The organism is Dechloromonas sp. HYN0024 (genome assembly GCF_003441615.1).
In the GTDB taxonomy this organism is placed as follows: domain Bacteria; phylum Pseudomonadota; class Gammaproteobacteria; order Burkholderiales; family Rhodocyclaceae; genus Azonexus.
Genome location: NZ_CP031842.1, coordinates 2,522,689 through 2,538,593 on the forward strand (window position 1 = coordinate 2,522,689; position 15,905 = coordinate 2,538,593).

The window sequence follows — 15,905 nt, forward strand, 5'->3', positions numbered from 1 at the left end:
ATCAGTTACTGAATAAAAATGACATTCTACCTTTTCGGCCAAGCTGCCGACTGATCATCATGGACAACACGCTCGATTCCCGCTGGCAATCTGCCATCCACCACAGCCGTTACCTGGCCAATTTGCTCCAGGCGCACCCGGCCCTGATTCCCGAACTGGAGGCCAGCTGGCAGCAACCGCTGACCGAGGCCATGCTGCTCGCCCCGCTGCAACAGGAATTTGCCAATGACGAAGCGGTCAGGTCCACGCTGCGCCGTCTGCGCCACCGCGCCATGGCGCATTTCGCCCTGCGCGACCTGGGCGGCCTCGCTCCGCTGGCCGAAATCGTCGAGGGCATGACCCTGCTCGCCGACGTAACCACCAACTTTGCCCTCGACTACTACCACCGCCAGCTCGTCGCCTCCTATGGCGAGCCGCTCGACAAGGCCGGCCAGCCGCAGCGCCTGATGGTCGTCGGCATGGGCAAACTGGGCGGACGCGAGTTGAACGTGTCGTCCGATGTCGATTACATCTTTGTTTACCCCGAAGATGGCGATACCGCCGGGCCAAAGAGTATCGAGAACTTCGATTTCTTCACCCGTCTCGGCAAGCGGATTATTGGCGCCCTCGGCGACATTACCGCCGATGGACAGGTTTTCCGCGTCGACATGCGCCTGCGCCCGAACGGCGACTCCGGCCCGCTGGTCTGCTCGCTCGACGGGCTGGAAAGCTACTTCATCACCCAAGGTCGGGAGTGGGAAAGGTACGCCTGGATCAAGGGACGCACCATGAACGCCGGCAGCAACCTGCAGCCGGAATGGGTCAGCGCCATGCAGGCCGTGGCCCGCCCCTTCGTCTTCCGCAAGTATCTCGATTTCGGGGCCATCAACGCCATGCGCGACCTGCATGCCCAGATCAGCCGCGAAGTGGTGCGCAAGGACATGGCCGACCACGTCAAACTCGGCCCCGGCGGTATCCGCGAAATCGAGTTCATGGCCCAGGTTTTCCAGCTCATACGCGGCGGCCGCGACCTCGGACTGCAGATCCGGCCGACCCTGCCCGTCCTCAAGCTCCTGGCTGAACGCAAACTGATTCCCGCCGACACCGAGCAGGAACTGCGCGAGGCCTATGTCTTCCTGCGCCGTCTCGAACACCGGCTGCAATATGTCGAAGACAAGCAGACCCACATGCTGCCGGTTGACCCTCAAAGTCGTCTGAATATCGCCACCAGCATGGATTTTCCCGACTGGCCAGCGATGCTGGCGGTGCTTGACGAACATCGCGAAAAAGTCAGCCGCCACTTTGGTGCCATTTTCTCCGATCCGGAGGCAGGGGAACATCCGCTGACCGGACTGTGGCAAGGACAGCTCGACGAGGACACAGCTATCGAAGCCTTCGGCAACCTCGGTTACCGCCACCCCAAAGAGGCCATTACCCGCCTGGCCGAACTGCGCGCTGCCAGCCGCTACCTGCAACTGCCGGCGACCAACCGGGCCCGTCTGGACGCCGTTGCTCCCCGCCTGATCGAGGCCGCCGGTGCGACGCCAGCACCCGATACGACACTGGCTCGCGGCCTCGCTTTTCTTGAAGGCATCGCCCGGCGCGGTGCCTATCTGGCACTGCTCCAGCAGTACCCGATGGCCCTGCGTCGCGTCGCCGACATGATGTGCGCCTCGAGTTGGGCCGCCGATTACCTCAACCGCCACCCCCTGCTGCTCGACGAACTGCTTGACCCGCGCCTCTACGAAATCGCCACCGACTGGGCAGGCTTCCGCGAAATCCTGCGCGACAACCTGGCCCAGCACGCCGACGACACCGAACGGGAAATGGATATCCTGCGCGAAATGCACCATGCCCAGGTATTCCGTCTGCTGGCTCAGGATCTGGCCGGTCTGCAGACCATCGAACACCTTTCCGACCACCTCACTGAACTGGCCGACACCATCGTCCAGGAAACCCTGCCGCTGTGCTGGAAAACGATCAAGAAGCGGCATTGCGAGACGCCCAAATTCGCCGTCATCGGCTACGGCAAAATGGGCGGCAAGGAACTCGGCTACGCTTCTGACCTTGACCTCGTCTATCTCTTCGACGACGACGCCAGCGATGCCGAGGAGAATTACGCCCGCCTCGGTCAGCGCCTCAACACCTGGCTATCGAGTCAGACCCCGGCCGGCATCCTCTTCGAGACCGACCTGCGTCTACGCCCGAACGGCGACTCTGGCCTACTGGCCGTATCGGTCGACGCCTTCCGCGACTACGAACTGAAAAAAGCCTGGACCTGGGAACATCAGGCCCTGACCCGCGCCCGCTTCTGCGCCGGCGACCCCACCGTCGGGCGGCGTTTCGAGGAAATCCGCTGCGAAATCCTGCGCCAGCCGCGCGACCTTGCCCTGTTGAAGGCTGACGTCGTCGCCATGCGCCAGAAAATGGTGGACGCCCATGCCTCGAAGAGCGAAACCGGCTTTGGCCTCAAGCACGACCCGGGCGGCATCATTGATGTCGAGTTCATCGTCCAGTATCTGATCCTCGGCTATTCGCACCAGCACGCCAGCCTGACCGGCAATCTCGGCAATATCGCCCTGCTCCGCATGGCCGGCGAACTCGGGCTGATCAACCCGGCGCAAGGCGAAGCCGTCGGTAACGCCTATCGCGAATACCGCCGCCTACAGCACGCCAAGCGCCTTTCCGCTGACCCCAAGGCCCCGATCCCCCGTGACGAAGTCGAAAAGCACATCGCCGCAGTCAGCCAGCTCTGGAAGGCGGTTTTCTCCGAATAGTCAAAGCAATCAATAATCCTCTAGTGCCGCAAATTTAGATTTTGGTTTAGATGTCGATTAACAATCTGACTACGGGTGATAATTAATCCGCCAACCATGGCCGAAGTAGGTACATAACCGATACGGCAACCCGGTTTTAGGACGCGCACCCCGGGGTGGCGCTCACTTCACACAAAAGGAGACATCATGAAATTCGAAGGCGGTTGTTACTGTGGCAGCGTACGTTATCGCGCCGAAGGCGAGCCCATCCTGGAAGGGCAATGTCACTGCCGGGAATGTCAGTACATTACCGGCGGCGAGCCAAACACCTTCATCGCCCTGCCGCTCGGTAGTGTTCAATACACGAAGGGAAATCCTGCGGCTTTTACGCGCAGCGATGTTCCGAATGCGGTCACGCGCCGGTTTTGTCCGACCTGTGGCACGGCAATCGGCACCGAGATCCCTGGCGGCCTGATGGCAGTCAAGGTCGGGACCATGGATGACCCCACGCTCTTTACCCCCAAAGTCGCGATATTTACCGTCGACCAGCAGGCATTCCACATGATTCCCGAGGGTGTTGCGCCCTTCGAGCGCATGCCGGGATAGAGTCGTTGACCGATGGCGAGGGCAAGTTCCTGCCATCCCTCAAAAAGAAAAGCCGCCCGAGGGCGGCTTTTTTGCTTTTGCCGAATTACTTCTTCAGCGAATCACGAATCTCGCGCAGCAGGGCAATATCTTCCGGCGTCGGCGGCGCTTCGGCCGGGGCTGCCGGCGCCTCGTTGCGCAGGCGGTTCATCTGCTTGACCATCATGAAGATGATGAAGGCAAGAATGACGAAGTTGACCAGGATGGTCAGGAAGGAGCCGTAGGCGAAGACGGCGATGCCCGCCTTCTTGAGATCGGCCAGGGTGGCCAGATTATTCGGGTTATCACCGAGGACGACGAACAGGTTGGAGAAATCGAGCTTGCCAACGATGCGGCTGACCAGTGGCATGATCAGGTCGCCGACGATGGAATCGACAATCTTGCCGAAGGCGCCACCGATGATGACACCGACAGCCAGATCCATTGCATTGCCCTTGACGGCAAACTCCTTGAATTCCTGAATCATTCCCATGTTTTTTCCTCTGTTGATGGTGATTATAAGTCGGCGATTATTTGCCCTGGCAGCAAACAGCGTCAAGTAATTTTTGTCTGGTTTTACAAGCCTTTACAAAGGCGCTCGGCAGCCGCCCGCAAGGTTGCTTCCTGTTTGGCGAAGCAGAAGCGAACCACCTTGTCATCCCGACCATCGGCATAAAACACCGAAACCGGGATGACAGCAACCCCGATTTCGCGCGTCATCCATTCGGCAAAGGCGCGGTCGGGCAGATCAGAAATCCGGTCATAGCGTGCCAGCTGGAAATAGGTGCCACGGCAGGGCAGCAATTCGAAGGGGGTTGCCACCATCAGGCTTCGAAAGAAATTGCGTTTTTCCTGATAGAAGGCAGCCAGCCTGAGATGGCGCTGGGCATCCTGCATGTACTCGGCGAGTGCCAGTTGTGACGGGGTATGCACGGTAAAGACATTGAACTGGTGCACCTTGCGGAATTCGGCCATGAGCGCAGCCGGACCGACGACATAGCCGATTTTCCAGCCTGTGATGTGATAGGTCTTGCCGAAGCTGGAGACAATGATGCTGCGCGCTGCCAGTTCGGGATGAGCGCACAGGCTGGCGTGGACTTCACCGTCGAACAGGATGTGCTCGTACACCTCGTCGGAGAGCACGACGATGTTGCTACCGGAGACCAAATTGGCCAGCTGTTCCCGGTCGTCCGCCGAGAACAGGCTACCGGTCGGGTTATGGGGCGAGTTGACGATGATCATCCGCGTCTGCGGCGTGATGAGTTTCGCCACCTGCCGCCAGTCCGGCGCGTAATCGGGGAAGGTCAATTGGGCAAAGACCGCCTTGCCGCCGACCGTTTCGATGGCCGGCACATAGGAATCATAGACCGGCTCGAAGACGATCACCTCGTCACCGGGCCGGACGAAAGCCGCGATGGCCGTAAAAATGGCCTGCGTCGCCCCGGCCGTGACGGTGACCTCGGCTTCGGCATCGAAACGCACGCCATAAAGCGCCGCCACCTTGTCGGCAATGGCCTGACGCAACTCCGGCATGCCGGCCATCGGCGCGTACTGGTTGCGCCCGGCCAGCATGTGACGATGCACCGCATCGAACAGCGCCGGCTCAGCCTGAAAATCAGGGAAGCCCTGCGACAGGTTGACCGCCCGGCACTCGGCGGCCATTTTCGACATCACTGTGAAAATCGTGGTCGTCATATGGGGAAAGCGGGAGTCGATCTGGATCGGTGTTTGCATGGCATTTCCGGTAGTTCTGGATCGCGCCACTATGCCACAATGCGACCCCATGAACATCGACGGCACCCCCACCCGCACCCTGCGCGCCCACCCCAAACAGCGCGTCATCGACATCATTGACCAGACCCGTCTGCCCCACGCCCTGCACTGGGTTCGGGTCGCAACGCTGGACGAGGCGGCCCATGCCATTCGCGCCATGCAGGTGCGCGGCGCACCGCTGATCGGCGCAACCGCCGCTTACGGGCTGGCTATCGCCCTTGGCGACGGGGCTGACGACGCCCGGCTGGCCGACGCCGCCGCGTTGCTACGATCAACCCGCCCGACCGCCGTCAACCTGCATTGGGCACTGGCCCGCATGGAAAGCGTACTCCGGCCGCTGGCCGCCGATCAGCGCGGCCGGGCAGCCTGGACCGAGGCCGCCGCCATTGCCGAGGAGGATGTCGCCCAGAACGCCGCCATCGGCCAGCACGGTCTCAAGCTGTGGAACGAGTTGATCATTGCCGATGGCAAGACCCTCAATGTGATGACCCACTGCAACGCCGGCTGGCTGGCAACGGTCGACTGGGGCACCGCCCTCTCGCCGGTCTATGCCGCGCACGACGCCGGCGTGCCGGTGCATGTCTGGGTCTCGGAGACCCGGCCGCGCAACCAGGGCCTGCTTACCGCCTGGGAACTCGAACAGCACGGCGTGCCGCACACCCTCATCGCCGACAACGCCGCCGGCCTGCTCATGCGGTCCGGCAAGGTCGATGCGGTGATCGTCGGGGCCGACCGCATTGCCGCCAATGGCGATGTAGCCAACAAGGTGGGCACCTACCTCAAGGCACTGGCCTGTGCCGACAACGGCATTCCCTTCTATGTCGCCGCGCCGCGCTCGACCCTCGATTTCGCCTGCGCCGATGGCGCCGACATTCCCATCGAGGAACGCGACGGCGATGAGTTCCGGCTCGTCCATGGCCTCGACCGCCACGGCCAGCCGTCAGCCTTGCGCCAACTGGCGGCCCGGGAAGATGTCGCCAACCCGGCCTTTGACGTGACTCCGAACTGGCTGGTCAAGGCCATCATCACCGAGCGCGGCGTCTGCCCGGCCAGCCGCGACGGCCTGCTGACGCTTTACCCGGAGGAAAACCATGGCTGATCTACGCAGCGAACTGATTGCCACGGCTCGCGCCATGCAACCGGCCGGCCTCAATCGCGGCACCTCGGGCAATGTCAGCGTGCGGCATGGCGACGGCTTTTACATCACGCCCACCGGCATGAGCTACGACCGCCTGTGTGACGACGATATCCCCTGCATGGCGCTCGATGGATCGCACATCGGTAGCCGCAAACCGTCGTCCGAATGGCGCTTCCACCGCGACCTCTATGCCAGCCGGCCGGATGTCGGCGCCGTACTTCACGCCCACTCGCCCTTCGCCGTCAGCCTGGCCTGCCTGCGTCTCGACATTCCGCCCTTTCACTACATGATTGCCCGCTTCGGTGGCGACACCATCCGTTGCGCCGAGTACGCCATTTTCGGTTCGCAAGCCCTGTCGACCAACGCCATTGATGCAATGAGCGACCGTCAGGCCTGCTTGCTGGCCAACCACGGGCTGCTCGTCGCCGGACGTGATCTAGGCGAAGCGTTTTCCCTGGCTGTCGAACTGGAAGAACTCTGCGAACAATACTGGCGCGCCTGCCAGCTTGGTCAGCCGGCCCTGCTATCGGCGGCAGAAATGGCTGCCGTACTGGAAAAATTCACAGGCTACGGCCAACAATGACTGTAACCAAGGACCATGACCTGTCGCGCTGGGCGCACGACCACCGCTATGGCGCCGGCAACGCTGCGGCCGAACGCGGTACCCGCCTCGTCACCTGGATCACCATCGCCACCATGCTGGTCGAGATCATCGCCGGCTGGTGGTACAACTCAATGGCGGTCCTGGCCGATGGCTGGCACATGAGTTCGCACGCACTGGCCATCGGCCTCTCTGCTTTCGCCTACCGCGCCGCCCGCAAATACGCCAGCGACCCGAGCTTCGCCTTTGGCACCTGGAAAATCGAGGTGCTGGCCAGCTACACCAGCGCCATCTTCCTGCTCGGCGTCGCGGCGGCGATGATTTTCGGCTCGCTTGAACGCCTCTGGGACCCGCAGGAAATCCACTACGCCGAGGCCATGGCCGTCGCCGTCTTCGGCCTGGCGATCAACCTGATTTGCGCCTTCATTCTCGGCAATGCCCATGATCACGGCCACCATCATGGTCATGATCACCCCCATGAACACGACCATCACCACGATCTCAACCTCAAGGCGGCCTACATCCACGTCATCACCGATGCCGCCACCTCGGTCCTCGCCATCGCCGCCCTGGCTGGCGGCTGGCTCTACGGGTGGGCCTGGCTCGATCCGGCCACCGGCATCGTCGGCGCCTTACTAGTCGCGCTGTGGGCGAAAAATCTGATCGTACAAAGCGGCCGCGTCCTGCTCGACCGCGAAATGGATCACCCGGTGGTCAATGAAATCCGCGAAGTCATCGACCAGCTACCCGTTACCGGCCAGACCCAGCTTACCGACCTGCACGTCTGGCGCGTCGGTACCGGCGCCTACGCCTGCGCGCTCAGCCTGCTGACGCACGACCAGACGCTGACCCCGTTACAGATCCGGCAAGCACTGGCGGTGCACGGCGAAATTGTCCATGTCACCGTGGAAATCCACCGCTGCGACGTCTGTTAGTCGCTTGCTGGTCGTCGCTGGCCTTTTAGCTAGAACTCGCGGCTAACGACTCGCCAGGAGTTCATGCCGTTCCCGCTCGATACGGGCGATATAGCGCTGAATGCGGTTTTCCTCAACCGCCGGCATGTTCTCGAAATGCAGGCCGATCCGCCATTGCTGCAGACCCGTCCGGCCAACCATGGGGGTCACGTGGCACACCGTGGCACTGAAAAAAAGCTCGTGCGCGTCGTCCGGCAGGGCAAAGTGGCAACCTTCCAGGCGCGCCCCGACAACCAGCCCTTCGGGCAAGTTCGTTGCCGTCATGCCCATGCCGGCCACCGAGATATCATGGGCCTGCAGATTGACCAGGCGACCATCAAGGAGACGGCCGAAGAACTGCAGTGGCCGCCCTATCGGCGTTTCGATGCGAAAGGCGTCGCGCCGCTGGAGGCGGACGATATGGTCCGGCAAAGCCGCCGAAAAAGCCTTGCCACCGCCAAGAATCGTTTCCGCTGCACGTCCGGTGGCGAACTGTACATGAATACCACCGGGACGCCCGGCAAACACGTGACGATTGCCCTGCTGGAAACGACGATTGATGTCATCGCTACCGCTGCAATCGAAAACAAACAGGTTTCTTTCCGGCTGAACGGCCAGCAAGGTAGTGAGCATCATTTCCTCGCCATCGCCGAACGATACCGAGAACTGATCGCTGGTCCGGACATAACCTGCCAGCAGAAAGGCGACCGGGCGCGAACCGGTGATGTGGAAGCGCTCTTCGATTTCCGCTTCGGAAAGCTGGGCCAGCTGGCTCATGCCTGCTCCAGTACGCGCAACAGTGAAGACGTGTCGTCCTGCCCCCAGCCCTGGGCCATCAGGGCGTTCAGTTGCTGAGCGATGACCGCCGCAAGCGGTAGCGGCACACCGCTTTGCCGCGCCGCCGCGAGCACCAGTCCGAAATCCTTGTGATGCAGGCGGGCTTCGATGCCCGCCGAGAAGTCGCGCCGAACCATACGCTCGCCCATGACGTCGAGCACCCGCGAGGCGGCCGAGCCACCGGCTAGCGCCTGTCTGACCTTGGCGCAATCGACACCGGCTCCGGCGGCCAGGCGCATCGCTTCGGCTGCCGCTTCAATGGCGGCGACCATGATCATCTGGTTGCAGGCCTTGGCCACCTGCCCGGCACCATTCGGGCCAATGTGGACGATGCGCTGGCCAAGACACGCAAGCAAAGGCCGGATGCGCGCCAGCACAGCGGCCTCACCCCCGGCCATGATGGCCAGCGTGGCGTCGATGGCCCCCTGCTCGCCTCCGGAGACCGGGGCGTCAATGAAGTGAATGCCTTTCTCGGCCAGTTGACCCGCAATATGGCGCGCCATATCGGGTGCGATGGTCGAACAGTCGACCAGCACCGATCCGGGAACCATGCCATCGCGAAGCCCGTGCGCACCGAGCACGACGCCTTCGACATCGGAACTGGAGGTAACCACGGTAAATACCACCTCGCAGTAACGCCCCAACTCGGCCGGCGTGGCGCAAACATGCGCCGGCAGATCGACCAGACTTTGCGGGCGACGCGCCCAGACGGCCAGTTCATGGCCGGCACGGTGCACATGGAGGGCCATTGGCCGCCCCATCGCGCCGAGGCCGATAAAACCTACTCTCATGCCTGTCCCGACAGATGTTCAAGCAACTTGAGGACGGCAATCGAGTCTTCTTCGCCCATACCCGAACCAACCATGGCATTGAACATCTGCGCCGTCGCCGCCGACCCCGGCAGGCAGAGGCCAAGTTCATGCGCCGTTTGCATGACGATATTCAGATCCTTTTCGTGCATCCAGCTCTTGAAACCCGGTTTGAAATTACGGTCGAGCATGCGCTGACCGTGATTTTCGAGAATCTTCGAATAGGCGAAGCCCCCGAGCAGCGCTTCGCGCACCTTGCTGCGATCGACCCCGTTCTTGGCGGCAAAGGCGAAGGCTTCAGCCACCGCCAGCACGCCCATGCCGGTGACGATCTGGTTGGCCGCCTTGGTGACCTGCCCGGCCCCGCTGGCACCAACGTGAACAATGTTCTTGCCCATGCACTCGAAAGCCGGCTTCGCCCTGGCAAAGGCCGCTTCGGAACCACCCGCCATGATCGACAGGGTGCCAGCGATGGCACCGACTTCGCCACCGGATACCGGAGCATCGACGAAATCGACGGCGGCTGCCGCCAGTTCCTCACCAATTTTGCGGGCCGCGGCCGGCGCGATGGTGCTCATGTCGACAGCGACCAGGCCAGCCTCGGCGGCGCTGGACACGCCGCGCATGACCTCGGCCACATCAGGCGCATCGGCGACCATTGAAATAACCAGTTGATTGCCCCGGGCCGCTTCAGCCGGGCTGGCGGCGGCCGTCGCCCCGGCATCGAGCAGCGGCAGCATGGATTCGACGCGGCGCGCCCAGACGGTAACGGCATGGCCCCCCTTGATCAGGTTGAGGGCCATCGGGCGCCCCATGATGCCAAGGCCGATAAATCCGATTTTCATACTGAGCTCCTTGCCGCAAAGCTTGGAATTCTAGCCGCCGACGCCCCAGGGTCAAGTCGTTTCAGGCAGCCAGCGGAATGCATTCTTCATATCGACCACAGGCTACCACCTCTTCAGCGGATACCGGCTGGTAAAAGTGGAAGCCCTGCACACGCTCGCATTCGAGTGTCCGCAGGAATTCAGCCTGGGCAAAGTTCTCGACGCCTTCGGCGACCAATTGCAGACCGAGCGAGCGACCAAGCATGACGATCGAGGTGACCAGTGCCGCCGCATCAACATCGGTTTCGACGTCAGCCAGGAAAGAACGGTCTATCTTCAAACGATCAAGCGGGAAGCGACGCAGGTAGGCAAGCGACGAATAGCCCGTGCCGAAATCGTCAATCGCCAGACGAACCCCCATGGACTTCAGTTCGGCCAGCGTTTCGATCGCCGCATCAACGCCCTGCATCACCGTGCTTTCGGTAATCTCGAGTTCCAGCCGCTGAGGTGGCAGACCGGTTTCGGCCAGGACGGCCTTTACCGTCGACACAAAATCCGGCTGCCTGAACTGGTGGGCCGAAATATTGACCGCCATTTCCCCCATGTCGATACCGGTATCAAGCCAGGACCGGACCTGCCGGCAGGCGGTCAGCAACACCCAGTGTCCAAGGGGAGGATCAGGCCACACTCTTCGGCCACGGGGATGAATTCGGCCGGCGCGATCATCCCGCGCAAGGGGTGGGACCAACGCACCAGCGCCTCGACACCGACAACCTCACCGCTAAGGAGATCAATTTGCGGCTGGTAGTGAAGCACCAGCTGATTTTCGGCCAGGGCTCGCCACAGCTCGCTTTCCAGGTGGAGGCGCTTGTTGGCAGCGACATTCATCGAGTCAGCGAAGAACTGGTAATTGTTGCGCCCGCCGGCCTTGGCAGCATACATCGCGGCATCGGCATTGCGGATCAGGGCCAGACCATCCCTGCCATCTTCCGGATACAGGCTGATGCCGACCGACAGGGTACTGTGCAGGAGATGGCCGTCAATGTCACAGGGCTGGCCGGTAGCCCGCACCAGCCGGTCAACCAGACAGACGACGGCAGCTTCGTTGTCGAGCTGATCAATCACCACCACGAACTCGTCGCCGCCGAGGCGAAACAGGCGCTTGGTCCTGTCCATCTCACTCCCCAAGCGGCGCGCAACCTCAGCCAGCAAGCGATCACCGGCATGGTGGCCAAGGGAATCGTTGACCGTCTTGAAGTTATCCAGATCGATGATCACCAGGGCCATGCGATTGATGCCGGGCACAGCGCTGGCAAGCAGATTATGCAGATGGCCATCGAGCGCCAGACGGTTCGGCAGATTGGTCAGCTGATCATGATTGGCCAGGTAATCAAAGCGATCTGCCTGGGCCTTGGCTTCACTGATGTTGGTGAAGCTGGCAATGAAGTGGGTGGCCAGCCCCGCGCCATCGCGGATGGTCGTAATGCGCATCTGCTTGGGATAGAGCGCACCATCCTTGCGCCGATCCCAGACCTCGCCTTCCCAGTACCCGCATTCGGCAACCTGGTCCCAGATGTTGCGGTGAAAGCTCAGGCCGGGATGCCCTGCACTAAGCATGGTGGGCGTCAAACCCACGACGTCCTTAGCCGCATAGCCGGTCGTTTGTTCGAAAGCGACATTGACTGACAGTATGCGCTGCGCACCATCGGTCAGGATGATCGCCTCGGCCGCATGGTCGATGATTTGCCGTTGCAGGACATGCTGACGGGAGGCCTGGTCGCGGATGCGGAAAAGCAGGCGACAGCCTTCAATGACCAGGACTGTCATGGAAAAACCGGTCGCCAGCAGCACCCCGCCCCAGGACGGGGAGTCCATCACCGAAGAAGAGGGCGAGTCGCCGGCGTCTGCGAGACGACTGACCGACCACCAATCGAGGCCGAGGGAGCACCAGATCAGGGCAATCGCCGCCAGGGCGAAAAAGACGAGTTTATGGCCGGCGAAAACCGGATTCTGAGTCACGGAGCTTTGCGTATTTTAAGTATGTGAAATCCAGTTTAACTCAATAAAAACAATGTTTCACGAAGTTTTTTTAAACTGGTTTCACAGCAAAACTCAATTCACATACCGGCACGCCAAATGGGTATGCCGTTTTACCTGTTGGCAGATACGGCTAATCAGCTCCCGCAGCTGCCGTTACTGCGTTTTACGCCCATCTTGGCCAGCAGAAGCTCTGGCGGGCAAAAGCCCGTGAAACCACTTTGCAGCAGGTTGAAGCCAACGAAGGCGGTAAACGCGAGAAACCATTGGGAGACGAAAATCGGACTGCCTTCGATACCCAGCACCAGGGAAAGAAGGATGAATGAACCCGCCATGATGCGGATGATGCGTTCGATGGTCATTGTTGATGCTCCTTGCGGAAAGCCGAGAAATAGAGGACAGGGATAACCACCAGCGTGAGCAGGGTGGACACCATGATGCCGAAGATCAGGCTGATGGCCAGACCATTAAAAATGGGGTCGTCGAGGATGAACATGGCACCGAGCATGGCCGCCAGTGCGGTCAGCGCAATCGGCTTGGCCCGCACGGCGGCTGACTGGACGACCGCTTCGCGGAAGGGCATGCCGGCTGCCACCTGCAGCTTGATGAAATCGACGAGCAGGATGGAGTTGCGGACGATGATGCCGGCCAGCGCGATCATGCCGATCATCGAGGTAGCGGTAAATTGCGAACCGAACAAGGCATGACCGGGCATCACGCCGATGATGGTCAGGGGAATCGGCGCCATGATGATGAGTGGCACCAGGTAGCTACCAAAGTGAGCCACCACCAACAGGTAGATGAGGATAAGGCCAACGGCATAGGCCAGCCCCATGTCGCGGAAGGTTTCGTAAGTCACCTTCCATTCACCGTCCCATTTGACACTGTAGCCAGCGTACGGGTCGTTGGGCTGGCGGATGAACCATTCGCCCAGCGTCCCACCCTCCTTGAGCGCCATGCCGTTGATCTGGCGACGAATATCGAACATGCCGTAGAGGGGTGAATCGAGTTTGCCGCCCATGTCGCCGACAACATAGACGACCGGCAGGAGGTCCTTGTGATAAATGGCCTTCTCGCGCGCCACATCGCGTACCTCAACCAGCTCCGAGACCGGTACCAGTTGGCCGTCGCGCGAGCGAACGCGCAATTTGAGCAGGGCATCAAGGGTGGACTGTTTTTCCGCGGGCAGCGTGACGCGCACCGGGATTTCGAACTTCGATTCGGTATTGCGGGCTGGCGTCACATCCTGCCCGGCCAGCCCCATGCCAACCACCTCGACGATGTCGCTCTGTGCCACCCCGAGTTGCGCCGCCTTGCCCTGGAGCACATGCAGCACGACCTTGCGGGCATCAGCTTCGACATAGTCATCTACCGCGACAATATCCGGCGTCGTGGCAAAGACCTGCCGCACCTGCTTGCCGACGCTCATCTGCCCCTTCATGTCCGGGCCGTAAATCTCGGCGACGATGGGCGACATGACCGGCGGCCCGGGCGGCACTTCGACCACCTTGGCCACCCCGCCATTCTTCTGGCCAATGGCCTCGACGCGATCCCGCAGGGAAACGGCAATCTCGTGACTCTGGCGCGAACGGTGGTGCTTGTCGGCCAGATTGACCTGGATGTCGCCTTTTTCCGGTGCGGCACGCAGGTAATACTGGCGAACCAGACCGTTGAAATTGATCGGGCTGGCCGTACCGGCATACGCCTGATAGTTCGTCACATCCTTCTCGAGGGCCAGTTCGCCGCCGATTTCATGCAGGACACGCGCCGTTTCTTCGACCGGCGTTCCCACCGGCATGTCAAGAATGACCTGGAATTCACTCTTGTTATCAAATGGCAGCATCTTGAGAACAACGAGCTGGAAGTAGGCCAGCGACACTGAGCCAAGAATGAGCAGAACCACGGCAATGGCCAGCTTGACCCGCGCCGCTGCACCGCCCACCGGATCGAGGAAGGGCGTCAGCAATTTGCGGAAGGTTTGGTCAAGACGGGCATCGAGGCTGGATGGCTGGGCACCATCGCCATGCCCGTGCGACTTCATCAGCCGCGCCGCGAGCCAGGGCGTGACAACGAAAGCGACAGCCAGGGAAATGGCCATGCCCATCGACGAGTTGATCGGGATCGGACTCATGTACGGCCCCATCAGGCCGGACACAAATGCCATCGGGAGCAGTGCCGCGATAACCGTCAATGTCGCCAGGATAGTCGGGCCGCCAACCTCGTCGACGGCAGGCGGAATGATCTCGAACAAATTCTTTTCGGGATACAAGGCCTGCCAGCGATGGATATTCTCGACCACGACAATGGCGTCATCGACCAGGATGCCGATGGAAAAAATCAGCGCGAACAGCGAAACCCGGTTGAGCGTAAAACCCCAGGCCCAGGAGGCAAACAGCGTGGCGGCCAGAGTCAGCGTAACGGCGATACCGACAATCAAAGCCTCGCGTTTGCCCAGCGCAAAGAAAACCAGGAGTACGACAAAGGCCGTGGCAAAAATCAGCTTGCCGATCAGCTTTTGCGCCTTTTCCGTCGCCGTCGCGCCATAGTTACGTGTCACGGTGACCTCGACGCCCTCGGGAATGACCGAGTTCTTGAGATCGTTGATACGGCTGATGGCAGCACTCGCCACGTCGGCCGCATTGACCCCGGGCTGCTTGGAAATCTGCAGGGTCACGGCCGGGAACTCCCCGCTCTGATCGCCAAACCAGGCGTAGCGTCGGGGTTGATCCGGTCCATCATCAACGGTCGCCACGTCACTCAGGTATACCGGTTTGCGTTCGCCGGCATCGCCCCGCACGGCAACCACCAATTGCTTCACATCAGCCGCCGATTCAAGATAGGTACCGGTCTGGACCAGTACTTCGCGGTTACCGGCAGTCAGACTTCCGGAAGACTGCAGCGCATTTGAAACCTTGAGCGCGCCAGCGATATCCTGCGGCGTGACGCCAAAGGCATTCATCCGCTCGCCATCCATGAGCACGCGGATAGCGTGATCCGGGCCGCCGATGGTGGCAATGTCACGCGTCCCCTTGATCCGCTTCAATTCGATCTCGGTAGCCCGCGACACTTGCTGGAGATCGTAGGCAGAACGCGCCGGGTCCTTGGTCCAGAAAGTCAGCGCCACGATGGGCACATCATCAATGCCGCGCGGCTTGATAACCGGGGTCATGACGCCAAGATTGGCCGGCAGCCAGTCACTGTTCGAATTGACAGTATCGTAGAGGCGAAGGACCGCATCGTTATATTTGACGCCGACCTCAAACTGCACGGTAATCACCGCCATGCCGGGACGGGAGGCGGAATAGACGTGCTCGACGCCGTGCATCCGCGACAGCACCTGCTCGCCCGGACGCGCCACGAGACTCTCGACGTCTTTGGCCGAAGCCCCCGGGAAGGCGATCATGACATCGGCCATCGTCACGTCGATCTGCGGCTCTTCCTCGCGCGGCGTGACGAGCGTCGCAAAAACCCCGAGCAGAAAGGCGACCAGGGCGAGCAGCGGGGTCATCCGGGAGTTCTGGAAGGCTGCTGCGATCCGCCCGGAGATGCCGAGCGAGCTTGTTTCGTGGCGCAT

12 protein-coding genes and 1 pseudogene are annotated in these 15,905 nt (G+C 61.3%); 5 read left to right on the forward strand and 8 right to left on the reverse strand.

All coding sequences use genetic code 11. The annotated features are described in order from the left end of the window. The first annotated feature begins 59 nt into the window (after positions 1 to 59). Together glnE and HYN24_RS12075 are read left to right on the forward strand one after the other, a co-directional pair. A complete protein-coding gene (gene glnE / locus HYN24_RS12070) occupies positions 60 to 2,756 on the forward strand; it encodes a bifunctional [glutamate--ammonia ligase]-adenylyl-L-tyrosine phosphorylase/[glutamate--ammonia-ligase] adenylyltransferase (protein WP_117609478.1) in 2,697 nt (898 codons plus the stop codon). A 186-nt stretch (positions 2,757 to 2,942) separates the two neighbouring features. Next, the gene (locus tag HYN24_RS12075) at positions 2,943 to 3,341 is read left to right on the forward strand and encodes a GFA family protein (protein ID WP_117609479.1); all 399 of its coding nucleotides are present in this window, start codon (positions 2,943 to 2,945) and stop codon (positions 3,339 to 3,341) included. Between the two features lie 85 nt (positions 3,342 to 3,426). On the opposite strand, the gene mscL is transcribed toward HYN24_RS12075, so the two are convergent. Together mscL and HYN24_RS12085 are read right to left on the reverse strand one after the other, a co-directional pair. Further along, on the reverse strand, positions 3,427 to 3,852 hold the full coding sequence (mscL, locus tag HYN24_RS12080; RefSeq protein ID WP_117609480.1) for a large conductance mechanosensitive channel protein MscL: 426 nt from the start codon (positions 3,850 to 3,852) through the stop codon (positions 3,427 to 3,429). Positions 3,853 to 3,935: 83 nt separating this feature from the next. Then, positions 3,936 to 5,093, reverse strand: coding sequence for a pyridoxal phosphate-dependent aminotransferase (locus tag HYN24_RS12085; RefSeq protein ID WP_117609481.1), 1,158 nt, complete (start codon positions 5,091 to 5,093; stop codon positions 3,936 to 3,938). A gap of 49 nt (positions 5,094 to 5,142) precedes the next feature. On the opposite strand from HYN24_RS12085, the gene mtnA reads away from it, so the two are divergent. Genes mtnA through dmeF form a run of 3 tightly spaced genes read left to right on the forward strand, consistent with a single transcriptional unit; the run spans position 5,143 to position 7,806 of the window. After that, positions 5,143 to 6,231 (forward strand): S-methyl-5-thioribose-1-phosphate isomerase, encoded by a 1,089-nt coding sequence (gene mtnA / locus HYN24_RS12090; RefSeq protein ID WP_117609482.1) that lies wholly within the window; start codon positions 5,143 to 5,145, stop codon positions 6,229 to 6,231. Continuing rightward, complete coding sequence (locus HYN24_RS12095; protein WP_117609483.1) at positions 6,224 to 6,853, forward strand: class II aldolase/adducin family protein; 630 nt, start codon at positions 6,224 to 6,226, stop codon at positions 6,851 to 6,853. The genes mtnA and HYN24_RS12095 overlap by 8 nt, the downstream gene beginning before the upstream one ends. Continuing rightward, the gene (gene dmeF / locus HYN24_RS12100; RefSeq protein WP_117609484.1) at positions 6,850 to 7,806 is read left to right on the forward strand and encodes a CDF family Co(II)/Ni(II) efflux transporter DmeF; all 957 of its coding nucleotides are present in this window, start codon (positions 6,850 to 6,852) and stop codon (positions 7,804 to 7,806) included. The genes HYN24_RS12095 and dmeF overlap by 4 nt, the downstream gene beginning before the upstream one ends. Positions 7,807 to 7,848: 42 nt before the next feature. Here the strand turns inward: dmeF and HYN24_RS12105 are convergent, their stop codons facing one another. The 6 genes and pseudogenes from HYN24_RS12105 to HYN24_RS12135 all read right to left on the reverse strand — a co-directional run bounded on the left by HYN24_RS12105 (position 7,849) and on the right by HYN24_RS12135 (position 15,905). After that, entirely contained in the window at positions 7,849 to 8,601 is a 753-nt protein-coding gene (locus HYN24_RS12105) for a flagellar brake protein (protein ID WP_117609485.1), read from the reverse strand. Next, entirely contained in the window at positions 8,598 to 9,452 is an 855-nt protein-coding gene (locus HYN24_RS12110; protein WP_117609486.1) for an NAD(P)-dependent oxidoreductase, read from the reverse strand. The genes HYN24_RS12105 and HYN24_RS12110 overlap by 4 nt, the downstream gene beginning before the upstream one ends. Beyond that, positions 9,449 to 10,315, reverse strand: coding sequence for an NAD(P)-dependent oxidoreductase (locus HYN24_RS12115; RefSeq protein WP_117609487.1), 867 nt, complete (start codon positions 10,313 to 10,315; stop codon positions 9,449 to 9,451). Before HYN24_RS12115 ends, HYN24_RS12110 begins: the two co-directional genes overlap by 4 nt. A 61-nt stretch (positions 10,316 to 10,376) precedes the next feature. Beyond that, a pseudogene (locus tag HYN24_RS16365) lies at positions 10,377 to 12,169 on the reverse strand (putative bifunctional diguanylate cyclase/phosphodiesterase). 299 nt (positions 12,170 to 12,468) lie between these two features. Continuing rightward, positions 12,469 to 12,693: a DUF2892 domain-containing protein gene (locus HYN24_RS12130; RefSeq protein WP_117609490.1), complete on the reverse strand. Its 225-nt coding sequence runs from the start codon at positions 12,691 to 12,693 to the stop codon at positions 12,469 to 12,471. Further along, positions 12,690 to 15,905: an efflux RND transporter permease subunit gene (locus tag HYN24_RS12135; protein WP_117609491.1), complete on the reverse strand. Its 3,216-nt coding sequence runs from the start codon at positions 15,903 to 15,905 to the stop codon at positions 12,690 to 12,692. The genes HYN24_RS12130 and HYN24_RS12135 overlap by 4 nt, the downstream gene beginning before the upstream one ends.